The organism is Streptomyces sp. NBC_01497 (assembly GCF_036250695.1).
Classification (GTDB): Bacteria; Actinomycetota; Actinomycetes; order Streptomycetales; family Streptomycetaceae; genus Streptomyces.
The window spans coordinates 4,432,984-4,457,182 of sequence record NZ_CP109427.1 but is presented as its reverse complement, the minus strand read 5'-3'; the positions used below and the strand labels follow the sequence as shown (position 1 = coordinate 4,457,182).

The window sequence follows — 24,199 nt, the reverse complement described above, 5'->3', positions numbered from 1 at the left end:
CGGAACCGTATGGCCCCGCACCGTCGTGAGTAGGGGGCGGGGGTACGTGGCATTCGTTCCGGGCCAGGGAGCACGACGTTGAGCACGCAGCAGATCAATCCTTCCGCGCAGAGCAGACCGGGGACGTCCTCGGTCACGGTCACGATCACGCCGGAGAAGGGCCGCCCGGACGCGGCCGGGCAGGGAACGGCGGCCGGATCGGGCACCGGACCGGCCCCGGAGCCGGCGGCCGGGGCCCCGGCCGGTACCGCCGCTGAGGCCCCCGGCGAGAGACCCGCCCCGTCGTCCGCCACGCCGCCGCGCCGGATCGTCAACAGCCTGATGTGGGCCGTCGTCCTCCCCCTGGCCGCCGTGGCCGCGGGCTTCCTCAGCCAGTACCCGTTCGGGATGCTGTATCTCGGGATCGTCGTGACGCTCGTCGTCGTGGCCACCACCGCGGTCATCGCCGGCGCACGGTGGAACCGTGTGATCGCCGCGACCCTCGCCTCCCTGTGCGTCTTCGCGCTCCCCTTCTTCGCGGGCCCCACCGCGTACCAGCTGTACGCCGAGCGACTCGGCCATGCCGTCACCGCGCACATCACGCCCGGCACCCACTGCCATGTCCAGGACGCGACGGGCGCGGCAGAGGAACTGACGGAGCGCCAGAACTGCGTCGGGCAGTTCGAGCCCGGTCAGAGCGTCGTCCTGTTCCGTGACCCGTTCGGGGTCCTGCACCCCTGGGTCGAGCCCACCGGCTCACGTACGGTGCCGTCCGGTTCACTCGCCACCTCGGGCGTCCTCTTCGCCCTCTCGACGCTCCTGATCCTCTCCGCCGGTCTGCGCCGCCGCACCCCGCCCGCGTCGTGACGAGGCCCCGCCGGTCCCACGTCGTCCCAGCACCGTCAGCGCCGCGTGCCGCAGCGGCAACGGCGCCAGCGGTGGCAACGGCCCCAGCGGCGGCAACGGATGGACGCACCTGCCCGCTTCACGGGGTGCATGCATCCCCAGGCATTGGCCGGGTGTTCCCGCTCAGCGTGGGCACGTGGACTCGGCTGAAGTGCCACATGGAGGCAGTGCGGGTGGTGTCAGCAGCCGTCGACGAACGTGACCGTCTCGTCGAGGGGCGCCCGGCCCGTTCGGGCGTAACCCACCGTGATGTCCTCGAACCCGATCGACATGCCGCAGAAGAGGACGAGGTCCCCCGGGGGTGAGAGGACCTCCGCGACCGTCCGGTGAAACTTCGCCCATGCCATCTGCGGGCAGCTGTGCAGCCCTTCGGCGCGCAGCAGCAGCATGACGGTCTGCAGATACATGCCGACGTCGGACCACTGCGGGCGTCCCTGGTCACGGTCGATGTAGCAGAACAGGGCGGCGGGCGCGCCGAAGGCATCCCAGTTCGCGGAGGCGGCCCTCTGACGCGCCGTGATGTCCTCATGCGGAATGCCGAGGGCGCCGTAGCGCTGCTCGCCGAAGGCGAACCGGCGCTCGCGATAAGGGGACTTCAGTGAGGTCGGGTACATCGCGTACTCCGGCTCGTCCCAGGCGTCCCCTGCGGCCAGGCGCTCGCCGGCCCGCTTCTTCAGCTCGGCCAGCGGCGCGCCGGTCAGCACGTAGGCGTGCCACGGCTGGATGTTCGATCCGGACGGCGCCCGGGCCGCAGCGGACAGCACGCGCTCCAGCAGTTCCCTCGGGACCGGTTCGCCGGTGAATCCGCGCACCGCCCGTCGGCTCGCGACCGCCTCGTAGACGTCCAAGACCGTTCGCCTCCATCTGTTCACGGGGCCATCTTGGTTCACGATGGTATCAATCGATACCGTCTTACATGCAACTATCAGGCACGCGCATCCTCGCCCCCGGTTTCCCGTCCCGGACACCGTTCGTCGGAGCAGGTCGATCGCCACGCCGCGCGCGACCGAGCGGGCCCGTCCGGCAGGTTTGCGCGGGCGCGCTGACGCCTCACCCGCCGCGGAAGGGACGAACCGGCTCGGCAGATCCGTCAGCGGCCCCGCCGCGGCGGGCTCCGGTCCGGCGGCCAGAGGCGTGCTTCCCGATCGCCGAGGACGAATGCGCGGAGCCCACGAACCACGGCACACGGCGAAGTTCGGCAGTACGGTCAGCGAAGATCCACGGCTGCCTCGCACCATCCCGGCATCGCCGGAACCCCTCCGCCGCTGACGCCCGTCGTTATGCTGATCCGCGACCATACCGGGGGGCCGAAGCGGCGATCGTGGTCGCGAATCGTCGTGGCCGTCGTACCGTCCCCCTCCGCCGTCCGCGGGCAGGAGACCCATGAGCGACTCCGAGCCACTCATCCAGAGCTTGCGGGCAGCGCTCGCGCACACTCCGCAGGATGTGCCGTTGCGGCTGCACCTGGGGCAGTTGCTGCTCGACGCGGGCCGGCGCGACGAGGCCGTGGCGGAGGCCGCCGCGGTCCTGGGGCGGGCGCCGGGCGACGAAGGCGCTCGCGAGTTGATGGCCCGGGCCCTGGCGGTCCCGGGCACCGGCCCGGCTCCGGTCACCGGCCCGGCTCCGGACACCGATACTGCGGCGCCCGTGGAGCCGGCCGTCCCCCAGCACGAAGCACCCGGCGAGGGGACGCCGGTCGACGACCCCTCGGCCGGGAGGGACCCCTCCGCCGCCCGGCAGGGCTCCCCCGCACCTGACCGTCACTTCGACTGGTCGCGTGCCGAGCGGGAGGTCGCGGGGGTCGACCAGCCCGCGCGGTTCCTCGACGACACCGGAACAGGCACCGGAACGGGCACCGGAACGGGCAGCGGCCCGGACGCCGGAGCAGACAGAGGCACCGGAACAGGGGCAGGAACAGGCGCGGGGACGGACGCCGGCGCGGCCCCAGGTCCCGTCGGCACGAATCAGAACCGGGATCAGGGCCGGGCCGCGCACGGCCCATCCGCGACCGACCGGGCCACCCCCGTACCGGCGGTTCCGCACGACGGGCCCGGCGAGGCCTGGGAGGTGCGGGCGCGCAGCGAGGTGCGGCTGGCCGATGTCGGCGGCATGCAGGAGGTCAAGGAGCGGCTGGAGGCCGCGTTCCTGGCGCCGATGCGCAACCCGGAACTGCGCCGGCTCTACGGAAAGAGCCTGCGGGGCGGCCTATTGCTGTACGGGCCGCCCGGGTGCGGCAAGACCTTCCTGGCTCGTGCGGTCGCGGGTGAGTTGGGTGCCGCGTTCCTCAGCATCGCGCTCAGCGACGTCCTGGACATGTGGCTGGGGCGTTCCGAGCGCAACCTCCGGGGCCTGTTCGAGGCGGCGCGCCGCAACGCTCCGTGTGTCGTGTTCCTGGACGAGCTCGACGCGCTCGGCGGTAAGCGCAGCAGGATGCCCGGCAGTATGCGCACGACCGTCAACCAGCTGCTGACCGAACTGGACGGCGTGGACGCGGACAACGACGGGGTGTTCGTGCTGGCGGCGACCAACCACCCGTGGGACGTGGACGCGGCGCTGCGCCGGCCCGGCCGGCTGGACCGGATGCTGCTCGTCCTGCCCCCCGACGAGGCGGCCCGCGAGTCGGTGCTGCGCTACCACTTGCGGGAGCGGCCCGTGGTCGGCATCGACCTGGGCCGTCTCGCGCGGCGGACCGACGGTTTCTCCGGTGCGGACCTGGCGCACGTGTGCGAGACGGCCGCGGAGCACGCGCTGCTGGACTCGGTGCGCACCGGCGAGCCGCGCATGATCGGGATGCGTGACCTGCTGGACGCGGCCGGCGAGGTGCGGCCGTCCACCGCCGGCTGGTTCGCCACGGCCCGTGGCGTCGCACAGTACGGCAACGAGGACGGCGCGTACGACGAGTTGCTGGCCCATCTCAAGCGCCGGGGCCGTCGGTGACCGGGGTCTCCGACGCGGTGTCCCGCGCGGCGGTGCTGCTGGGCATCGACCGTCACGAGGAGGCCGCGCGCGTCCTGGACGAGCGGCTGGCCACCGACCCGGGGGACGCCGCCGCGTGGTCCTTCCGGGCCCTGTGCCACGTCCGGGCGCGGCAGTGGGACGACGCGGAACACGCCGCGGCGCAGGGCGTACGGGGCGCGCCGGAGAGTGAACTTTCCTACCGGGCGCTGTCCTTGGCCCTGCTGGGGTCACGGCGTTACGAGGATGCCGTCGCCGCGGCCGAGGAATGCGTCAGGCTCGCGCCGGACCGGTGGTCCTCCCACGCGACGCTGTCGCGCGTGCTGGGCGCCTGCCCTCGTCCCCCGTCCGCCTCCTCCCGTCCCGATCCGCGCGAACGGGCCCTCGCCGAGGCCCTGGAGGCGGCGCGACTCGCCCCCTCGGAGCCCCGCGCGCACCGGCAGGTGGCCGAGGTCTCGGGGGCTCTGGGCCGGGGCGGGGAGCGGGCGGAGGCGTTGCGCAGGGTCCTCGCCCTGGACCCCTCCGACGCCGAGGCCCGGGCCCAGCTCGACGCCGTCGCGCTGAGCCGGGACCGCTTCGCTCTGGTGAAACTGCTGGCCGTCCGCGTCGAGGCGCTGGCCGCCCTGCCGGACCAGCGGCAGCAGTTCTACCCGGTGGCGGCCCTGCTGCACATGCTCCTGCGCCGGCTGCGCGTGGTGACCGCGGTCCTCGTCCTGGTCCCGCTGGTGGTGCTGCACGGCTTCCCGCCGCCGACACCGCTTCCGGTACGGGTCGCCGCTCTGGTCCTCGAACTCCCGGCGTGTGCCGCGTTCAGTTGGCAGATCGCCCGCGCGCTCCCGCGCCGGAAGCTGCGGATACTCGCCCGCGTCGGCCGGGACAGCGCGCTCCTTCGGTGGACGGCCGCATCCGTCCTGTGGAGCCCGCTGGTCACGGTGGTCATGGCCCTGGTGCCGTGGCCGGACCTCGTCCCGGTCTACGTCCTCGCGGGCGTGGCCTGGGTGCCGGTGGCCCTGGCCGCCTGCCGCGACCACGTACTGCGCCACCGGGTGACACCGGGTGGCGCCGGCCGGCCGAGCGCCGCCGACCTGTACGGATGAGGGCGACCGCGACCGAACCACCGTCATCCCGACGACCGCGACCACGACCGCAAACGCCGTCATCCCAGCGATCGCGACCGTGCCGCCGTCATCCCTGCGACCGACGCCCCGGACAGCCAGGGCCCAGGGAGCCCGGGGCCTCACGCTGTCGCCGCCGCCCGCTCCCCCGCTCCCCGGCGGCGGGCAGCGACACCGGCGCCGGTGGCACCGCCTGACCCACGCGTCCGCTCCGCCCCTCGCAGGGCCGTCACCCCAGCACCGCCATCGCCGCGTGCCGCAGCAGCAACGGGTGGACGAACCTGCCCGGTTCCAGGGGTTCGCAGAACCACGTCAAGGGCCAGGTGCGCCCTTCGAGCGCGGGGACCGGCACGTAGCGCAAGCCCCAAGGGGTCGCGTTGTACCGCGTCACACCGACGGGCCACACCCGTCGGAGCGTGCTGCCCACCGGCAGCAGGAAGTACGTGCCGCGCGCCGCGTTCGCCCGCTGGATCACCGGCCCGGGGTCGCCGCCCGTACAGGACTCCATCATCAGCGCCAGTTCCCGCCCCTCGTCGCCGTCCACACGTACGGCGTCGAATTGCACGCCCGCTCTGCGCAGCGCGTGACCGACCGCAGGAATCCACGGGTTTGATTCCCGGATATCTGGTTTCACGCCGCCATTGAAGCGCTTCCTGACTAGCGTTTCCCCTGTCCCGCACACCGCGTACAAACACGCCTGACCAGCACTCTTCGTCCCACAAGCGGCTGGAATCCGGGCGGCGACCGGTACGGACCGGTTGAGGCCGGTTGAGAGGAAGCGAAGGCTGAAAGATGGCGCGTTCCGAGAACAAGGAAAGCGCGGGAACGACCACCCGCTATGTCGCCCGCATCGCGCGCAACCTGCGCAAGCAGAAAGGCTGGTCCCAGGAAGAACTCGGCGGCAGGCTGGGGTTCACCGGCTCGGCCGTCAGCGCGATGGAAACGGGTTCGCAACCGGCCAGCGACCAGATGCTGGAAGCACTGGAACGGGTCCTCGGCGAGGGGTCGGGGATCTTCGAAGAGGCACGGGAGTTCGTGCGGATGGACAAGTATCCGGCTCAGTTCAAGGACTTCGCCGCGCTGGAGCAACGTGTGGTGGCGATCTTCATCTACGAGACCCACCTCGTCAACGGGCTGTTCCAGACGGAGGACTACGCCCACGCATTGATCAACGGCGGTTTCCCGCCGCCTTCGGAGGAGCGTGTACAGGGGCTGGTCGACGCGCGCATGGCCCGGCAGGGGCTGTTCTCCCGGCAGCCGACGGCGCTGATCGAGCTCATCCTCGACGAGTCCGCACTCCTGCGGCAGATCGGGAGCACGTCGATCATGAGGAAACAGCTCCGGCGTCTGGCCGAGTTGGCCCGGCTGAGGAACGTGACCGTGCAGGTCCTACCGCTGAACGCGGGCTCACGCGGGGAGTGCGCGGGGGCACGTGGGTCGATCACGCTGATCGAGACCCCTGATGACGACCGCTTCGTCTACCTGGAGCCCCAGGACGAATCCCTGCTGATCAAGGAAGCCGCAAAGGTCCGAACGTATGCTCAGCGGTACGCGAGGATCCGGGCACAGGCGCTGAGCCCGGCCGAATCGGTGGCCCTCATCGAAGGACTGGCGGGAGAAGACCGATGACCAGCAGAGTGCGGTGGTTCACGTCCAGTTACAGCAGCGACAGCGGCGGCCAGTGCGTCGAAGTCGCCGTCACCTGGCGCAGGTCGACGTACAGCGACGATGAGGGCGGCCAGTGCGTCGAAGTCGCGACCTGCCCGGGGGCCGTCCACGTCCGGGACTCCAAGGACGTGGCGCGCGGCTCGTTCACCGTCACTCCCGGCGCCTGGTCCGCCTTCCTGGGCCGGACGAACTGATCACATCGGTCCGCGCGGCCCGGCGCACCGCGCGTGCGGGCGGCGCCGGGCCCGGCGGGCCGTACGGCAGACGTACGGACACCACCGGCCCGGCGGCTCCCCGGACCCGGCCTAGAGGAACGAGTTGATCTCGATCGTCTCCGTACGGCCCGGGCCGACCCCGATCGCGGAGATCGGCGCGCCCGACATGTCCTGAAGCGCCTTCACGTAGTCTTGCGCGTTCTTCGGCAGGTCGGCGAAGGTCTTCGCCTTCGTGATGTCCTCCGACCAGCCCGGCAGGTACTCGTAGACCGGCTTCGCGTGGTGGAAGTCGGTCTGGCTGTACGGGAGTTCCTCGACGCGCTTGCCGTCGATCTCGTACGCCACACAGACCGGGATGCGGTCCCAGCCGGTCAGCACGTCGAGCTTGGTGAGGAAGAAGTCCGTCAGGCCGTTGACGCGCGTCGCGTAGCGGGCGATCACCGCGTCGAACCAGCCGCAGCGACGGTCGCGGCCCGTGGTGACGCCACGCTCGCCGCCGATGCGGCGCAGCGCCTCACCGTCCTCGTCGAACAGCTCGGTGGGGAACGGACCGGAGCCCACGCGCGTCGTATAGGCCTTGAGGATGCCGATGACGCGGTCGATCTTCGTCGGGCCCACACCGGAGCCGGTGCAGGCGCCGCCGGCGGTGGCGTTGGACGACGTGACGAAGGGGTACGTGCCGTGATCGATGTCGAGCAGCGTGCCCTGGCCACCCTCGAAGAGGACGACCTTGCCCTCGTCCACGGCCGTGTTCAGGATCAGGGTCGTGTCGGCGACGAACGGCCTCAGCTGCTCCGCGTACGTCAGCAGCTCCTCCACGATCCGGCCCGCCTCGATGGCGCGGCGGTTGTAGAGCTTCGCGAGCAACTGGTTCTTGAAGTCGAGCGCGGCCTCCACCTTCTGCGTCAGGATCGACTCGTCGTAGAGGTCCTGGACACGGATGCCGACGCGGTTGATCTTGTCCGCGTACGCGGGGCCGATGCCCCGTCCGGTGGTGCCGATCTTGCGGGAACCGAGGAACCGTTCCGTCACCTTGTCCATCGTCGTGTGGTACGAGGTGATCAGGTGCGCGTTCCCGCTCAGCAGCAGCTTCGACGTGTCGATCCCGCGCTGGTTCAGCCCGCTCAGCTCCGACATGAGGACAGCCGGGTCGACCACCACGCCGTTGCCGATGACCGGCACGCAGGTGGGCGAGAGAATGCCGGACGGGAGGAGATGCAGCGCGTATTTCTGGTCGCCGACGACGACCGTGTGGCCGGCGTTGTTGCCGCCCTGGTAACGGACGACGTAGTCGACGGAGCCACCGAGCAGGTCGGTGGCCTTCCCCTTCCCCTCGTCACCCCACTGAGCACCGAGCAGCACAAGTGCGGGCACAGGCGTACACCCCTTCCGGGCGGGGCATGTCCAAGGTCAGGGGGCGGCGTGCGGCACAGCCCGAACCGTCGAACCGGTTGCCCCGGAATAGACGAAGCCCCTGGCGCAATAGCGCAAGGGGCTCTTGCACAAAGATGCTACCCGAGGAAGGACCGAGGTGTCGGCTCCGGAAATCGCCGCCCACGGCACACGGCAGCAGCCACAGCAGCTCCTGGTGGTCATCGACCCGTTGGCGCGAAGAAGCGACGGCGAGTCCGTGCGTATCGCGAAAGACGTGCTGTGCGCGGGCGCACCCGCCAAGATCTGCCTGCCGGACACCCCGGAGGAGTTCGCCCGCGCCCTGGCCCGGCGCGGCCACAGACGGCCCGTCGTGATCGGTAACGACCGGGCCCTGCTGCGTACGGTCGCGCTGCTGCACCGCGAACGGGAGCTCGCCGCGAGCGCCCTCGCCTTCGTCCCGGTGGGCGGCACGGCGGAAGTGGCGCTCGCGCGTTCCCTCGGGGTGCCGGTGGGCGCGGTCGCGGGGGCGCGGACCGTGCTCGACGGAGTTCCGCGCCGCCTCGACCTGCTCGTGGACGACAGCGACGGGGTGGTGCTGGGCGGGCTGCGCGTCCCGGCGCTCGCGCCGGTGTCCGGGCCGGGCGCCCGGCCCCCGGGCACCTCGGTATGGGGTGCCTGCCGCTCCCTGGTCCGGGGCCTGGTCCGGCCGTCAGGTCCCGGCGGCGGCCCGCCCGCCACGTACCGGCTGCGGGTCGAGGCCGACGGGGTGCTGCTGAACGACCTGGACCGCCCCCTGGAGCGGGTCACGGTGCACTCACCGGGTGACGGGCTCGCCGAGATCGTCATACGGCTGCCGGACCAGCGGGAGCCGCTGCGCGCGCGAGCCGCGTCGGTGACGATCTCGGGCGCCGACTTCCACTACGGAGCCGACACCCGGGTCGCGGGCCCGGTCAGGACCCGCACCTGGACGCTGCGCCCGCAGGCCTGGAGCCTGATCCTTCCGACGGTCCGGTAGGGGCGCGCGGCTCCCCGGGCCGGGTCGCTCCAGGGGGCGCCGGGCCCCGGCGGCCGGGCCGGGCGCTCTCGGCCCGGCGAGTCGGGTGCGGGCGCACTCGGCCCGGCTGCCGGGTGCGGGTGCCACGCCGGAAGCGGTCCCACCGGATCCGCCGCCCCGGGCCGCTGCCCGCGCGGGTCCGGGGGCGGCGCGGTCCGGGGCAGCGCGGCTCCGGGGGCGACGTCACTTTCACGTCAGCTTCTCGGCACCGGGCGCGGTGGCGGAGGCGCTAACGTCCGGCGGACCGCGGAAGCCGCTCTCTGACACGGGGTGTGGACTGCCGCGGTCGACGGAGCCGCGGCCCGCCCATCCCCTGAGCCGGGCCGCGGCTTCCGACGCCGTCCACCTGCCGGCACGCCGCACCGGCCCGGCGCCCCCTGCCCCCGGCCGGCGAACGCCCGCTAGCCCGGTGTCACCAGCCTGGCCTCGTAGGCGAAGACCGCCGCCTGGGTCCTGTCGCGCAGGCCCAGCTTCACCAGCACGCGGCTCACATGCGTCTTGATCGTGGACTCCGCCACCACCAGGTGCTCGGCTATCTCGCCGTTCGACAGGCCTTGGGCGATCAGCACCAGGACCTCGGTCTCGCGCTCCGTGAGATCCCCCACCCGGGCCGACGTCGGGGCGCGCGGGGTGTCGGAGAGCCTGGAGAACTCCGTGATCAGGCGGCGCGTCACGCTCGGCGCGAGCAGCGCCTCGCCCGCCGCGACCACGCGTACGCCGTCCGCGAGCCGGCGCGCCGACGCGTCCTTGAGGAGGAAGCCGGACGCGCCCGCGCGCAGCGCCTGGTACACGTACTCGTCGAGGTCGAAGGTGGTCAGAACGAGCACCTTGGCGTCCGTGTCCGCCGCGACGATCTCGCGGGTCGCGTCGATGCCGTTCATCTCCGGCATGCGGATGTCCATCAGGATCACGTCCGGCCGCAGTTCCGCGACCCGCGCCACCGCCTCGCGTCCGTTGACCGCCTCCCCGACGACCTCGATCTCCGGCATCGCGTTCAGCAGTACCGAGAAACCCTCGCGGACCATCATCTGGTCGTCCGCGATCACCACCCTGATCGTCATTCCGCCGCTCCCGCCTGCTCGGTCCCGGCCGCGGGTACCGGCAGGAACGCGGCGACCTCGTAGCCGCCGTCCCCGGTCGGGCCCGTCGTCATCTCGCCGCTCAGCATCGCCACCCGCTCACGCATGCCCGTCAGCCCGTGCCCGGCCCCCGGTGAGGGCTTGACGAGCCCGCGCGCGGCGGTGTTCACCACCCGCAGTCCGAGGCCGCCGAGCACGTAACCGATCTCCACGCGCGCGGTCGAGCCCGGCGCGTGCCGCAGCGCGTTGCTCAGCGCCTCCTGCACGATCCGGTACGCCGACAGTTCCACGCCCTGCGGCAGCACCCGCACCGCCCCGGTGACGGTCCTGTCCACCGTGAGGCCGGCCTCCCGCACGTTGTTCATCAGGCCTTCGAGGTCCGCGAGCGTGGGCTGCGGCGCGTCCGGCGCCTGGTAGTCCTCCGCCCGTACGACGCCGAGCACGCGCCGCAGCTCGGTGAGCGCGGCCACCGCGTTCTCCCGGATCGTGACGAACGCCTGCTCCAGCTCCGGCGGCGGGTCCTGCACCCGGTACGGGGCGGCCTCCGCCTGGATCGCCACCACCGACATGTGGTGGGCGACGACGTCGTGCAGTTCGCGGGCGATCGTCGTGCGCTCCTCCAGCAGCGTCCGCCGGTCCCGCTCCACCGCCGTCACACTCTGCTGCGCGGCCACCTCGTGCCGAGCCGCCGCCCGTACCTGCACCACGGCCACCACCAGCAGCAGGACCGCCATCAGTACCAGCACCGGGCCGGTCGCCGCGTCGTAGTCGATCACGATCCCGGTGGCCATCGCACCGGCGGCCGACAGCAGCCACATCCACAGGGCGGTGCGTGGCCGGGTGCGCGCGGCGACCACCGTCACGACCACGACGTGGGCGGTCAGCGCGCTGCCCCCCAGCGTGAAGGCACCGTAGGGGGACCCGGAGCTCAGCAGGCCCAGCACCGTCAGCTCAGCGATCGACAGCCACCAGGCGAGCACCGGACGCAGCAGGGTGCAGGCGATGACCGCGGCCGGCGCCAGCGCGAGGACCGACCCGAAGTCCGCCAGGCCGATGAGCAGGGCGATCAGTGCCGCGAACAGGACCACGGCGTGCGGCGTCCACACCGCGTACGGACGTAGCAGACGCGGCACCCGCCGTGCCACCGGACCGTCCGGACGCATCGGTGGCAGCGGCCGGGAGGCGAAAACGCCGGTGAAGAGGTCCTCGCGCAGCCCGCCGAGCAGCCCGCGCGCCACTCGCAGCTCGGGGCTGTCCGCCGCCCCGGTTCCGCGTTCGAAGTTCCTGACAGTTTCGGTCACACCACAACGGTAGGGGCCCCCGGTCGGCCTGCCGTCCGGCGCGATGCTGATCCTGCGGGGTCCGTCCCAGGTACTACACGGAGTACGACGGGTCCTTGCACGGGATCCTCGCAGTGGGGCGAATCCGCGCCCGCCCCGCGCCCCGGCCCGCTCCCACCGGCTCCTCGCGGGGGGAGACGGTCACCGCTGCCGCAGGCCGGGCGTCGCCGCCACCGGGACGGTGCGACGAGGCCGACGGGACGGTACGGCGTCGTCGGCCGTGAACCCCCGCTGCCGCTCGGCGCCCGCCTCCTCTACCAGGCGAGCTGGGCGATCTCCTCCGCGACCACCGCGCACGCGTCCGCCGCCGGGTCGATCGGTGGGAAGTGGCCGATCCCTTCGAGCACGGTGAGCCCCACCGTCTCGCCCGCGCGCGACGCCGCCACCACGAACGATTCGGCGATCCCGGGCGGCACCGTGGTGTCCTCGCGGCCGTGTACGACCGTGGTCGCGATGCCCGTCGGCAGCAGCAGCGCCGGATCGACCAGCTCGCTGCGGCTCTTGAACTCCTCGCCCTCACCCAGGAGTTGCGCCACCGCTCCCTCGCACGCCCCGAGCCGGGCCGACAGGGAGAGATCCGCGAGCGGGCCGAGCGCCACCACACCGCGCAGCGGGGCGGGGCGATCCAGCCGCCAGGGCGCCCCCGGCGGCAGTACGTGCCGGGCCGCGGCCCACAGTGCGAGCTGGCCGCCCGCGGAGTGGCCGGCCAGCACCATCCGCCCGGTGTCGGCGGCGGGCAGCGCCCGGGCCGCCAGCGCGGGCATCACGTCGAGGGCCGTGGCCACATCGTCGAACGTCTCGGGCCAGCGGCCCGCGGGCGGCGCGCTCCCGGCGGGCGCGCCGTCGGCCTGCCCGGGCAGCGCCGCGCCGCGCCGGTACTCGACGCTCGCCACGGCGAACCCGCGCCGCGCGAGGAAGTCCGCGAAGGGCGAGAGGTGCGCCCGGTCCACGCGGGCCCGGTAGGCGCCGCCGTGCAGGAGGACCACGAGCGGCGCACTGCCTGACGCGACGCCCCGCGGCGCGTGGAAGTCGACGATCTGATCAGGGTGTTCGCCGTAGGCGGCGGTGGCATCGGGCGCCACGACGGGATGCCCGAACAGGGAGTCGTACTCCGCTGCGTCACGAGCTGCGTCACGGATCGCGCCACGGGTGGGGTCGTTCGCGGGTTCGTGCGCGGCGGCGTCCGGCATACTCGTCCAACCTTTCGATGCGGGGGCGGAATTGGCCCGACCTGCGGGGACGCTACCAGCAGATCGGGCCCTTGATCACTCCGCGTTCACGCGGCCTTTCCGGCCAGCACCTCCGCCAGCACGCGAGCCGCTCGTTCCGCGTCCGCGAACCCCACATACAACGGCGTGAATCCGAACCGCAGGACATCGGGTCGTCGCAGGTCGCCCACCACGCCGCGGGCGATGAGCGTTTCCATCACCTCGGGTGCCCCCTCGCAGCGCAGCGCGACCTGGCTGCCGCGTTCCGCGTGCGCGGCCGGGGTGAGCGAGGCGAGCCGGCCCGGGGGCGCGTACGCGGCGACGCACTCCAGGAAGAAGTCGGTGAGCGCGAGACTCTTCGCCCGTACGGCACCGATGCTGACGGCCTCGTGGTCCCACACGTCGAGCGCCGCGTCGGCCGCGAGCAGCGACAGGATGTCGGGGGTGCCGACACGGCCCCGGGGCGCGCCGTCGGCGGCGGCGTAACCCGGTGCCATCGCGAACGGGTCCGCGTGCGAGTTCCAGCCCGGCAGCGGGGAGTCGAAGGCGGCCTGGTGCCGGGGCGCGACATAGAGGAACGCCGGTGAACCGGGCCCGCCGTTGAGGAACTTGTAGGTGCAGCCGACCGCCAGGTCCACACCGTGCGTGTCCAGGCCGACCGGCAGCGCTCCCGCGCTGTGGCACAGGTCCCACACCGCGATGCCGCCCGCCGCGTGCACGGCGGCGGTGATGCCGGGCAGGTCGTGCAGCCTGCCGGTGCGGAAGTCGACGTGGTTGACGAGCGCGACGGCGGTACGCGGCCCGAGCCGGGCCGCGAGTCCGGCGGGCTCGACGGCCACCAGCCGCTTGCCCGTCAGCCGGGCCACGGACTGCGCGATGTACCCGTCGGTGGGGAAGGTCGTCCCGTCGACCACGATCTCATCGCGGTCCTCCGGCACCAGCCGGGCCCCCGCCACCAGCGCCTTGAACACGTTCACACTGGTCGAGTCCGCCACCACGACGGTGCCGGGGCGGGCGCCCACGAGCGGCGCGATGCGGTCGCCGACCCGCTCGGGCGCGGTCCACCAACCGCTCTCGCTCCATGACCTGATGCCCAGTTCACCCCACTGACGGGTGATCACATCCCGCATGCGGTCCGGCACATGGGAGGGCAGCGCGCCCAGCGAGTTCCCGTCGAGGTAGACGACACCGTCGTTCAGCGTGAACAACGCGCGAGCCGGGGCGAGTTCGTCGACCGCGTCGAGGTGCGCGGCACGCTCGGCCAGGTCCGGTGCCGCTGCCCCGCGGGTGGCGACAACGGTCGGGAGATCAGACATGTCCACGCGCACTCCAGAGTTCGGGAAACACCACGGCGGTCGATCGCTTCTCCAGCCAGGCCACCCCGGCCGAGCCACCCGTGCCGGGCTTGGAGCCCATGGCGCGACGGGTCGCGACGAGGTGGTCGTTGCGCCAGCGCCACACCAGTTCGCCGACGTCGGTGAGGGCCTCCCCGAGCCGGACCAGCTCGCTGTGCTGGTCCCGGTCAGCGTAGATCGCGGCCCACACCAGCTCCACGCCGTCGGACGGCGCGTACTTGCGGGTGAGGTCCCTCTCCAGCACCTCGGCGGGCACCGGATGGCCGCGCCGGGCCAGCAGCCGCAGCACCTCGTCGTACAGGCTGGGCCGGGCGAGGGCCTTCTCCAGCTCCGCGTGGACGCGCGGGGCGCCCCGGTGCGGCACGAGCATCGACGCGGACTTGTCGCCGAGGAGGAACTCCAGGCGGCGGTACATCGCCGACTGGAAGCCGGAACCCTCGCCGAGGGCCCCCCGGTACGCGTTGAACTGCGCGGGCGTGAGCCGGCCCAGCGGCCGCCAGGCCGCGTTCAGCGCCTCCAGCTCCCACGCGGAGCGGCGCAGGGCGTCCAGCGCGTCGGGCACCCGGTCCTCGTCCAGGGCGCGCGACGCGGTCTCCCACTCGTGGACGATCGCGGTGAACCACAGCTCCATGACCTGGGTCGTGACGAGGAAGACCATCTCGCCCGGGTCGTCGGACCGCAGGTGCTGGGCATGGGTGAGGACGTCGGCCTGGACGTAGTCCTCGTACGGGGTCGTCCCCGCGAAGTCGAGATTCGGGGTCTCGGGGTCGTTGGACATCGCTGTCTCCGTTGGCGTCCCGGGTAGCGGTCCGCTCCGCCCCGCAACCGTACGATCGCGGAACCCCGGTCCCCACCAGGCATGATAATCGGCGCCTCCCGGCCCCGCCGCGCGACGCGGTGCGAAGCGCGCGACGGTGCGGACGCTGCGGGACGGCGGCCGCCGGACACGGGAAGAGGGACGGCGCGGCGGGCCCGGAAGCCCACCGCGCGGTCCCTCCCCTGCGGCCGGGCTGCTCAGCCCAGGGTGTCGGCCGCCGCGGGCGAGGAGTCCCTCAGGAACGTCGCGCAGCGCTCGTACTCGTCCTGCTCACCGATCTCCTGCGCGGCCCGCGCCAGCGCGTGCAGCGCCCGCAGGAAGCCGCGGTTCGGCTCGTGGTCCCACGGCACCGGGCCGTGGCCCTTCCAGCCCGCGCGGCGCAGGGAGTCCAGGCCCCGGTGGTAGCCGGTGCGCGCGTACGCGTACGACTCGATGACCCGGCCGCCCGTCCACGCGTCGTCGGCGAGCAGCGCCCAGGCCAGCGACGACGTCGGGTACTTCGCCGCGACATCGGCCGGTGACGTGCCCTGCGCCAGCAGTTCGCGCGGTTCCGGGCTGTCGGGCAGGTGGGTGGGGGGAGGTCCCCCCAGCAGGTTCTCGTGGATCGACATGCTTACAGTCTGCCTTGCGCGGGCGGCGCGGGCGGCGGCGTGTCCCGCTTCGCGGACGCCCCGTCCACGACCTCCCGCACCGGCTCGACCGGCGGACCGTTCACCCCGCAGTAGACCTTGCACTCGGTCTCCGCCACGGCCCGCTCCCCGGCCGGCGCCCGCACGTGCCCGCGTACGGTGGAGAACGCCAGCAGCGCGCCCACCACCAGCACCCCGGCGCAGATCGGCATCGCCTTGTCGAACGCGTGGTTGAACCGGGGCGCCGACTTGTAGACCTCGGGGCCCATGCCCGCGAGCAGCGGCAGCGCCGCCACCGCGATCAGCCCCGCCGCCCGCGCCGCCGCGTTGTTCACGCCGCTCGCGAGCCCCGCCTTGCCGGTGTCCACGGAGGCCAGCACCGTCGCCGTCAGCGGGGCGACCAGCGTGACCATCCCGGCGCCCTGCACGATCAGCGCGGGCAGCACGTCCACGAGGTAGGAGGCGTGCTCGCCGACCCGCAGCATCAGCAGCATGCCCGTCGCGCACAGCAGCGGCCCCACGGTCAGCGGGATGCGGGGGCCGATTTTGTCCGCGAGCTGCCCGGAGCGCGCCGAGAACAGCAGCATCAGCCCCGTCGTCGGCAGCAGCGCCGCGCCCGCCTTGAGCGCCGAGTAGCCCGCGACGACCTGGAGCTGCAGCGTCACGAGGAAGAAGAACCCGCCGAAGGCCGCGTACACGCACAGCGTCACCAGGTTCACCGTCGTGAACTGACGGGACGAGAAGATCGACAGCGGCAACATCGGATCCGGCCGCCGCTTCTCGACCAGGACGAACGCCGCCCCGACGAGGACCCCCGCCGCGCCCGCCCACCAGGCCTTGCCGATCAGCGCGTACGTCACGAGCGCCAGCGCGGCGGCGCCGAGTGCCGCCCCCGTCACATCGAACTTCCCGTGGTGCTCGGGGTCCCGCGACTCCGGTACGTGCCGGAGCGCGACGGGCACGCAGATCGCCGCCAGCGGCAGGTTGATCAGGAACACCCAGCGCCAGCCGGGACCGTCCACCAGCCAGCCACCGACGAAGGGCCCCACGGCCGCCCCGACACCGCCGAGCCCCGACCACAGCCCGACCGCCCGCGACCGGTCGTCGGGATGGAAGGTCGCCTGGAGGATGGCGAGCGAACCGGGCGTGAGCAGCGCGCCGCCGACACCCTGCAGGGCCCGCGCGATGATCAGCACGGGCGCACTGGGCGCCACCCCGCACAGCAGGGAGCCGAGCGCGAACCAGACGATGCCGAGCACGAAGACGTTGCGCCGCCCGTACCGGTCGCCGAGCGAGCCGCCCAGCAGGATCAGACCCGCCAGGGTGACCGTGTAGGCGTTGACGATCCACTGGAGCGCGCTGAGCTTCGCGTGCAGGTCGTCGCCGATGTGGGGCAACGCCACATTGACGACGGTCGAGTCGAGCAGGGCCATGCTGGAGCCCAGCACCGTGGTGAGGATGACCCAGCGTCCCTTGGCCGAGGACAGGCGGATGTCCATACGGGGATCATCCTCGTCCCGGGCCCGCGTGGCGACCCGGTCGACACGGCCACCCGGGGGGAATTCCGGCCATCCGCGACACGGTCCCGTTCCCGCCCGGGAGCGGTCGCGTGCCGTGTCGGGACGGTACGGGCCGGCGCCCTCGCCGCACGGCATCGGGCCCGGCCCCCTCGGATCTTTCGAGGGGGCCGGGCCCGATGGACGGTCCGCGTGCGCCCGTGGCGGCGCCGGAGCGCCCCACCGCGTCACGCCGTACCGCCTACTTCATGCGTGTACCCGCGGACCGCAGCGACTCGCACGCCTGCGTGACGCGCGCCGCCATGCCCGCCTCGGCGGACTTGCCCCACGTGCGGGGGTCGTACGTCTTCTTCGAACCGACCTCGCCGTCGACCTTCAGCACGCCGTCGTAGTTCTTCAGCATGTGGTCGGCGACGGGACGGGTGAACGCGTACTGCGTGTCCGTGTCGAGGTTCATCTTGACCACGCCGTTGCCCAGCGCGGTGGCGATCTCCTCGTCGGAGGAGCCGGAGCCGCCGTGGAAGACGAAGTCGAACGGCTGGCTGCCCGCGGGACGCCCGTACTTCTTGGCGACGCCCTCCTGGAGGTCCTTCAGCAGGTCGGGGCGGAGCACCACGTTGCCGGGCTTGTAGACGCCGTGGACGTTGCCGAACGAGGCGGCCAGCAGGTAGCGGCCCTTCTCGCCCAGGCCGAGCGCCTCAGCCGTGCGCAGCGCGTCGTCGACCGTCGTGTACAGCTTGTCGTTGATCTCGTGGGTGACGCCGTCCTCCTCGCCACCGGTCGGGGTGATCTCGACCTCAAGGATGATCCTGGCGGCTGCCGCCTTCGCGAGCAGTTCCTCAGCGATGGCGAGGTTGTCGGCCAGCGTCTCGGCGGAACCGTCCCACATGTGGGACTGGAACAGCGGGTTGCGGCCGGCCTTCACGCGCTCGGCGGAGACGTCGAGCAGCGGACGGACGTACGTGTCGAGCTTGTCCTTCGGGCAGTGGTCGGTGTGCAGCGCGACCGTGATGCCGTACTTCTCGGCGACGATGTGCGCGAACTCGGCCAGGGCGACCGCGCCCGTGACCATGTCCTTCTTGTACTGGCCGCCCAGGAACTCGGCGCCGCCCGTCGACATCTGGATGATGCCGTCGCTCTCCGCCTCCGCGAAACCACGAAGCGCGGCGTGCAGGGTCTGGGACGACGTCACATTGATGGCGGGGTAGGCGAACTTGCCTGCCTTGGCCCGGTCGAGCATCTCGGCGTAGATCTCGGGGGTTGCGATGGGCATGTTGCCGCTCCTATGTGATGTGCGGTTTGAGGTACTAGTCCCTGACCTGGGGGGCGACGTCATCGTCACCCCGTATCCTTCCAGACTCAGGCGAGACCGAGGTCGGCGGCCGTGTAGGCCGACACGTACGGCAGTCCGGCGTCCGCCACGGCGGAGGCGGCCCCCCGGTCCACGATCACCGCGACCGCGACGACCTCGCCGCCCGCCTCGCGGACGGCCTCCACCGCGGTCAGGGGAGAGCCGCCGGTGGTCGAGGTGTCCTCCACCACCAGGCAGCGCCGGCCCTTCACCTCGGTCCCCTCGATCCGCCGCTTCATACCGTGCTGCTTCTGCTCCTTGCGCACGACGTACGCGTCCAGGCGCCGGCCCCGGGCGGCGGACGCGTGCAGCATCGACGTGGCGACGGGGTCGGCGCCCAGCGTGAGGCCGCCGACGCAGTCGAAGTCGAGGTCACGGGCCGCGTCCAGCATCACCTGTCCGACGAGCGGCGCGGCCTGCCCGTCGAGCGTGACGCGCCGCATGTCGATGTACCAGTCGGCCTCGATGCCGGAGGAGAGCGTCACCTTGCCGTGCACCACGGCCAGGTCCTTGATCGACTGCAGCAGCTCGCCCTTGGCGTTGTTCGTAGAGGTCATGGCTCCGAGCTTAGAGGCGCTCCCACGACCATGTGGCGGCGAGTTCCAGGGGCTGGAGGCGGGTGACCAGCTCGGGGTCGGTGTTCAGGCCGTCCGGCGGGCCGGACTGCGCCTCGACGCACACGGCTTCCGCCTGCTCGTCGTAGACGACGACCCAGCGGGCGGGGCTGGACACGGTCAGCGCGAGCTGTCCCGGCCAGGTCAGCGTGGCCTCCACACCGTCGGGCATGCCGAAGCAGTCGTCCCAGGGGCCGGGCCGCGGGTCGATGCGGCGGCCGGTGGGCAGGTGGTCCTCGCCCCGCTCCAGCTGGAACGCGGGCGCGAAGGCCAGGCTCACGTCCTCGCCGCCGGCGCCCAGGGACCGGTTGAACCACGGGTGCCAGCCGACCTGCGCGGGGAAGGAGTCCGCCCGGGTCTCCACGCCGAGCGTCAGCTCCAGCGCGCTGTCCGTCAGCCGGAACGTCTGTGTGACCAGCCCCGGGTACGGCCACGGTTCGGCCAGCTCGTACGTCAGCGTCGCGGTGGTGTCGTCGGCGTGCCGCACCCGCCAGACGGTGTCGCGGCCGGTGCCGTGGATGGCGTGCGGCCCCGAGTTGAGCGGCATCTGGTGCTGGGTCTCGCCGTTGCGGAAGCGTCCCTGCGCGATGCGTCCGCACCACGGGACCATGGGGAAGCACCCGTAGCGGGGGCCCTGCCGGAGCAGTTCGGTGCCGCCGATGACGAGGCTGCTGACACGGGCGCCGTCGTCCGGCGCGATTTCGACGGTGACGTCACCGGCGGAAAGTTTCAGATCACTCACGCCAGCAGCGTAGTTCCGCCACCCGCCCCGCCGCGCCCACCCCACCGCGTCACGTCCCGCCACGGAGTACGCCGCCGCCACGTGCCGCCCCCGGGCCGCTCCGCCACGTGCCGCCCTTGGCGGCTCCGGCGCGTTCCGGCCCGGCGCGCTCCGTCCCGGCGCGCTCCGCCCCGGCGCGCTCCGGCCCGGCGTCCCGCTCAGCGGCGGCGCCGCAGCGCGCGCGTCACGACGACCGCGGAGGCCAGGGCCAGCGCGGCGGCCGGGGCCACCCAGCGCAGGGAGCTCACAGCCGTCGTCGCCTCCGGCAGCGGGACCGGGGCGTACCGGCCGCGGGGCGGAGCGTGGTCGACCTCCTCCGCGCTGCGGCCGATCATGGTCCGTCGCGCGTGTGCCGCCTCGGCGGGCGGGCCGTCGTCGTCCTCCGGGCCGTCCGCGTCGTCCAGGTCGTCGAACCCGTCCGGGATGTGGAAGTCGCCGTCCCCGGCGACCGTCTCGCCCGACAGCGGAGTGTCCGGTGAGGACGGTGCGGAGGAGTCCGGCGCGGAGGGCGTGGACGGGCCACCCGACGGCGTCCCCTTCGGCGGCAGCGGCTCGCCCGCCTCCTCGGCGCTGTCCGGCGTCCCCGGCGCGCGGTCCTTGTGCGGGCCGCTCTCGTCGCCCAGGCGTGCGGCGAACCGATCCAGCAGCCGCCGTGCCGCCTGCGTCGCGGCGTCGCGCGGCAGCTCCGCGAGCCGGCCCTGCGCGTGCGAGACGCCGGTGAAGCCGACGTCCGTCCCGTCCGTGGTGCCGGGTTCCCCGGGCTCGCCCGAGGCGCCGGGCGGCGGCGCGGTCACCGAGACGGCCGGCGTCAGACGCACGTCCAGCGTCACCGACACCGATCCCGTGCCCCTGACCTCCTCGCCCTCGGCCCGGACGGTGAACACCCCGTCGTCCTCCTCGGTCACGCCGAGCGTGCCCCGATACGTGATCGTGTGGCCGCCCGCGCGGACCTTGAGCCGGCCGGTGATCGCACCAGGCTCGCTCTCCGCGTCCTGCTGGAACGCCGGGACGCAGTGGGCGACCCGCGCCGGGTCCCGCAGCGTACGCCGCAGGGCCGCCGCCGTAACCGGAACGAACACCTCGTGGTCCATGGGACCCGAGCCTACTTAAACCCGCCCCGGACGGCGCTCACTCGCCGTATCTCGGGTGAATCAAAGTCGACGGCGGCAGGCGCCCCGCCCCGCCCGGCCGCTGCCGGGCGGCGGCCCGTCCGTCCGCCGCGAGCCGGGCCGCGTCCAGCGACCGCAGCCGAGGCGCGTCGGGCGCGAGGGCGAGCGGCGGGGCCGCGGGACCCCGTGCGGCCAGCAGGAACCCCCAGTCCTCCCGGGCCGACTCGCCCCGGCCCGCCCGCTTCGTCCGGTCGGGGCCGCCCGCGAAACCGTCCGCGGGTCCCGTCGCCCCGTAGGGCGTCGCCCGGAATCCGGCGGCCCGCAGCGTCGCGTCCACCGTCCAGAACGCCCGGACGCGCGTCGCGAGGGGCCCCACGTGCACCACCAGCCGCCCATCCGGGGCGAGCGCGCGCGCCGCCAGGCCGTAGAACTCCTGCGAGTACAGCTTCGAGCTGGACGTGATGCCCGGATCGGGCAGGTCGCAGACGATCACGTCGAACGGTGCAGGACCGCTGCCGGGTCGCGCGCGCTCGGCCCCGCGCAGCCAGCTGAACGCGTCGCTCGTGACCACGTGCAGCCGCGGGTCCCGGTACGCGTGCCCGTTGAGTGCGCTGAGCGCGGGATCCTCGCGCGCCAGCCGCTCGACCTCGCCGTCGATGTCCACGACCGTCACCGACGCGACGTCCCGATAGCGCAGCACCTCACGTGCCGCGAGGCCGTCGCCGCCGCCGAGGATCAGCACCCGCGCGTGCGGCCCGCGCATCGCCGGATGCACCAGCCCCTCGTCGTAGCGGTACTCGTCCCGCGCGCTGACCCGGAGCCTGCCGTCCAGGTACAGGTCGAGCGTCCCCCGGGCCCCGCCGGTGAGCACGATCTCCTGCACGCTCGTGTGCACCGCGACCCGGACACCCGGGCCGTAGACGGCCGAGCGCGCGGCCCGCTCGAAGTCGCCGACCGTCGCCGCCGCCGTCGCCAGTACCGCGAGCACCAGCACATCGGCGGTGAGCAGCAGCCGCCGCGCCCGGGGCGACAGGTCCCGCCCGAAGAGCCACAGCACGAGCGCGCCGCCCGCCATCACGTTCACCGCGCCGGTGACCATCGCGGCCGTCAGCTGCCCGAGCCACGGCAACAGCAGGAACGGAAAGGCCAGCCCGCCGACCAGCGCGCCCACGTAGTCCGCCGCGAACAGATCCGCGACGGCCGCGCCCGCGTCCTGCCGCGAGACCCGCTGGATCAGGGTCATCAGCAGCGGGATCTCGGCACCCGTCAGCACGCCGATGGCGAGGGAGAAGGCGACGATCGCCCCGCGCGAGCCGCCGAGCCACGCGAAGCTCGCGTACAGCGTGAACGCGGACATGCCGCCGACCAGCGCGAGCCCCGACTCCACCAGTCCGAACCCGACGGCCGCTCGGGTGCGCAGCCGCTTGGCGAGCAGGGAGCCGATGCCCATGGCGAACACCATCACCGAGAGCACCACGGACGCCTGGGTGACCGTGTCCCCCATGAGGTACGAGCCGAGCGCGACGAGTTCCAGCTCGTACACGAGGCCGCAGGCCGCACAGACGAACACCACGAGCAGCACCAGGAAGCGGACCGCGTCCGCGCGAACCGGCGGCCGCGGCTCGCGGCAGGGCGGTGGTGGCGGCGGTCCCGCCGGTGACGGGTCTCGCTGCGCCACGGCGTGCTGGTCGAGCATGAGGTAACGCTACGTCACGTCTCGCTCGCACATGGTCACCCACACGGGTGCATCTCGACCCGTGAGCCGCGGTCCGCCCCCCGGGCACCTCACGGCTCGCGCGGCGACCGGGACGCGGCACGGCGGCGACGCGACACCCCGGCCGGCGGGCCCGCCCCCGGTCCCCCGCCTCACAGCACGGCCGGCATCCGCACCCCGACCCGTGTCCTGGTCACCACGAGCTGACCCTCCTGCGGGTACGCGTGCCAGGTGCGCCACCGCACCGAACCCTCGTCACGCTGGGCGAGCAGCGCCGTGAACGCGTACGGCGAACCGGGGAACGTGCCCGCAAGGCCGTTCGGGTGATCGGCCACCAGAGCGAGCAATTCCTGCGCCCGACCGGCGAACTGGCCTTGTGACAGATGCTCGACGCGCGCGGCGAACTCGTACTCCCAGTCGCCGATGCGCTCGGACACACCGAGTGGCAGTGGTGTGCTGCTGCCGGGGATGCACGCCACGGTCTCCGAACACGCGCCCCCGTCCTCTTCGAGCAGCACCTGGTGGGACGCGCCGAGCAGTCTCAGCTCAAGTCTCGCGCCGGAAAGATCGAGGTCAAGTGTGGCGAGGGCCGGAAGTGGCCCCCGTCCCAACGCCCAGGCCAGATCGGCGGCGCGGGTGTCGGTGTAGGCGGTATTCAGGGTCGTGAGCATGGATCGGCTCCGCAGACACACGTGACGGATGGGCCGGGGGACACCCCCGGAGAGAATGCAGCTGAAGGACGCGCGAAGGGTCGCCCTCTCGTCTCCGCGGGTCGGTCCCGGGAGTCCGAGGGCTGGTGGAAGACTTTCCCAGCGAATCACGAAGTCCGCTGCGCCTACAGCGTTTTTACCCAACTTGGCGGGGTTTCCATCCCCTCGGGGGCTTCGGTGTTCAGGTGTTCAGATGGAGGCGCCCCGACGCGTCGGGACCGGCCGCGGCTCACCGCCCGCCCGGTCCCGCGCCCCGCTCATGCCTCTGTCACATCCCGAAGGCGCCCTGGTCCGGCCCCCGGTGGCGCCGTCGACCGCACCGTGGACCGTCCCCCGGGCGCACCCTTCGACCGCGCCCGCCGGACTCAGTTCCCGCCGCAGGAGCTCCCACAGGAACTGCCGCCACCGCCGCACGAGTGGCCACCACCGCAGGAGTGCCCCCCACCACCGTGATGTCCGCCGCCGCCACTGTCGTGGTGCGAGGTGTGGTGCCCGCCACCGTGCCGCGGGTCGCCCGCGGCGGCGCCGCCGCCCGCCCACCAGCTGTTCGAACCGCCCGACGACCCGCCCCGTCCGCCGCCGTAACCCCCGCTCCGGCCACGCCGGTTACTGCGCCGGGCCGCCAAGAACACGAGTACGACCACCACGACGACTCCCACGATGATCCACATCGGAGCGTCACCTGCCTTCCCCCGTCGATGTCTCTGCC

Annotated in this window: 22 protein-coding genes; 6 read left to right on the top strand and 16 right to left on the bottom strand. The window is 73.0% G+C overall.

Annotated features, from left to right (window positions below; translation table 11 throughout):
• Positions 1–78: 78 nt before the first annotated feature.
• Complete coding sequence (locus OG310_RS19050) at positions 79–846, top strand: hypothetical protein (protein WP_329457083.1); 768 nt, start codon at positions 79–81, stop codon at positions 844–846.
• Between the two features lie 218 nt (positions 847–1,064).
• Here the strand turns inward: OG310_RS19050 and OG310_RS19045 are convergent, their stop codons facing one another.
• Entirely contained in the window at positions 1,065–1,733 is a 669-nt protein-coding gene (locus OG310_RS19045; RefSeq protein ID WP_329457082.1) for a nitroreductase, read from the bottom strand.
• 535 nt (positions 1,734–2,268) lie between these two features.
• On the opposite strand from OG310_RS19045, the gene OG310_RS19040 reads away from it, so the two are divergent.
• Positions 2,269–3,822, top strand: a complete 1,554-nt coding sequence (locus OG310_RS19040) for an ATP-binding protein (protein ID WP_329457081.1) — start codon at positions 2,269–2,271, stop codon at positions 3,820–3,822.
• Entirely contained in the window at positions 3,819–4,937 is a 1,119-nt protein-coding gene (locus tag OG310_RS19035) for a tetratricopeptide repeat protein (protein WP_329457080.1), read from the top strand. Before OG310_RS19040 ends, OG310_RS19035 begins: the two co-directional genes overlap by 4 nt.
• 247 nt (positions 4,938–5,184) lie before the next feature.
• On the opposite strand, the gene OG310_RS19030 is transcribed toward OG310_RS19035, so the two are convergent.
• Positions 5,185–5,589, bottom strand: a complete 405-nt coding sequence (locus OG310_RS19030; protein WP_329457079.1) for a hypothetical protein — start codon at positions 5,587–5,589, stop codon at positions 5,185–5,187.
• Positions 5,590–5,747: 158 nt separating this feature from the next.
• Between OG310_RS19030 and OG310_RS19025 the strand changes: the two genes are divergently transcribed.
• Both OG310_RS19025 and OG310_RS19020 read left to right on the top strand, forming a co-directional pair.
• Positions 5,748–6,584 carry a helix-turn-helix domain-containing protein gene (locus tag OG310_RS19025; protein WP_329457078.1) on the top strand — a complete coding sequence of 279 codons (837 nt, stop codon included), beginning with the start codon at positions 5,748–5,750 and terminating at the stop codon, positions 6,582–6,584.
• Complete coding sequence (locus tag OG310_RS19020) at positions 6,581–6,817, top strand: DUF397 domain-containing protein (RefSeq protein WP_329457077.1); 237 nt, start codon at positions 6,581–6,583, stop codon at positions 6,815–6,817. Before OG310_RS19025 ends, OG310_RS19020 begins: the two co-directional genes overlap by 4 nt.
• A gap of 111 nt (positions 6,818–6,928) precedes the next feature.
• On the opposite strand, the gene OG310_RS19015 is transcribed toward OG310_RS19020, so the two are convergent.
• A complete protein-coding gene (locus tag OG310_RS19015; protein ID WP_329457076.1) occupies positions 6,929–8,212 on the bottom strand; it encodes an adenylosuccinate synthase in 1,284 nt (427 codons plus the stop codon).
• A gap of 157 nt (positions 8,213–8,369) precedes the next feature.
• On the opposite strand from OG310_RS19015, the gene OG310_RS19010 reads away from it, so the two are divergent.
• Positions 8,370–9,227: a diacylglycerol kinase gene (locus tag OG310_RS19010; RefSeq protein WP_329457075.1), complete on the top strand. Its 858-nt coding sequence runs from the start codon at positions 8,370–8,372 to the stop codon at positions 9,225–9,227.
• A 440-nt stretch (positions 9,228–9,667) separates the two neighbouring features.
• Here the strand turns inward: OG310_RS19010 and OG310_RS19005 are convergent, their stop codons facing one another.
• The 13 genes from OG310_RS19005 to OG310_RS18945 form a co-directional block, all read right to left on the bottom strand.
• Positions 9,668–10,327, bottom strand: coding sequence for a response regulator transcription factor (locus tag OG310_RS19005; protein WP_329457074.1), 660 nt, complete (start codon positions 10,325–10,327; stop codon positions 9,668–9,670).
• Entirely contained in the window at positions 10,324–11,508 is a 1,185-nt protein-coding gene (locus OG310_RS19000) for a sensor histidine kinase (RefSeq protein ID WP_443078865.1), read from the bottom strand. Before OG310_RS19000 ends, OG310_RS19005 begins: the two co-directional genes overlap by 4 nt.
• Before the next feature lie 431 nt (positions 11,509–11,939).
• The gene (locus OG310_RS18995) at positions 11,940–12,875 is read right to left on the bottom strand and encodes an alpha/beta hydrolase family protein (RefSeq protein WP_329457072.1); all 936 of its coding nucleotides are present in this window, start codon (positions 12,873–12,875) and stop codon (positions 11,940–11,942) included.
• A gap of 86 nt (positions 12,876–12,961) precedes the next feature.
• Positions 12,962–14,209, bottom strand: a complete 1,248-nt coding sequence (locus OG310_RS18990) for a kynureninase (RefSeq protein ID WP_329457071.1) — start codon at positions 14,207–14,209, stop codon at positions 12,962–12,964.
• Positions 14,202–15,026 (bottom strand): tryptophan 2,3-dioxygenase family protein, encoded by an 825-nt coding sequence (locus OG310_RS18985; protein ID WP_329457070.1) that lies wholly within the window; start codon positions 15,024–15,026, stop codon positions 14,202–14,204. Before OG310_RS18985 ends, OG310_RS18990 begins: the two co-directional genes overlap by 8 nt.
• Before the next feature lie 236 nt (positions 15,027–15,262).
• Positions 15,263–15,676: a DUF3151 domain-containing protein gene (locus OG310_RS18980; RefSeq protein WP_329457069.1), complete on the bottom strand. Its 414-nt coding sequence runs from the start codon at positions 15,674–15,676 to the stop codon at positions 15,263–15,265.
• Between the two features lie 2 nt (positions 15,677–15,678).
• Positions 15,679–17,193, bottom strand: coding sequence for an MFS transporter (locus OG310_RS18975; protein WP_329457068.1), 1,515 nt, complete (start codon positions 17,191–17,193; stop codon positions 15,679–15,681).
• Positions 17,194–17,452: 259 nt separating this feature from the next.
• Positions 17,453–18,484 (bottom strand): class II fructose-bisphosphate aldolase, encoded by a 1,032-nt coding sequence (fbaA, locus tag OG310_RS18970; RefSeq protein ID WP_329457067.1) that lies wholly within the window; start codon positions 18,482–18,484, stop codon positions 17,453–17,455.
• An 86-nt stretch (positions 18,485–18,570) separates the two neighbouring features.
• Positions 18,571–19,119: an orotate phosphoribosyltransferase gene (gene pyrE, locus OG310_RS18965; RefSeq protein WP_329457066.1), complete on the bottom strand. Its 549-nt coding sequence runs from the start codon at positions 19,117–19,119 to the stop codon at positions 18,571–18,573.
• A gap of 10 nt (positions 19,120–19,129) precedes the next feature.
• Complete coding sequence (locus OG310_RS18960; RefSeq protein ID WP_329457065.1) at positions 19,130–19,918, bottom strand: aldose epimerase family protein; 789 nt, start codon at positions 19,916–19,918, stop codon at positions 19,130–19,132.
• Between the two features lie 197 nt (positions 19,919–20,115).
• Entirely contained in the window at positions 20,116–21,048 is a 933-nt protein-coding gene (locus tag OG310_RS18955) for a carbon monoxide dehydrogenase (RefSeq protein WP_329457064.1), read from the bottom strand.
• A 37-nt stretch (positions 21,049–21,085) separates the two neighbouring features.
• Positions 21,086–22,762 (bottom strand): polyamine aminopropyltransferase, encoded by a 1,677-nt coding sequence (locus OG310_RS18950; protein WP_329457063.1) that lies wholly within the window; start codon positions 22,760–22,762, stop codon positions 21,086–21,088.
• 170 nt (positions 22,763–22,932) lie between these two features.
• Positions 22,933–23,451: a DUF2617 family protein gene (locus tag OG310_RS18945; protein WP_329457062.1), complete on the bottom strand. Its 519-nt coding sequence runs from the start codon at positions 23,449–23,451 to the stop codon at positions 22,933–22,935.
• Positions 23,452–24,199 lie beyond the last annotated feature (748 nt).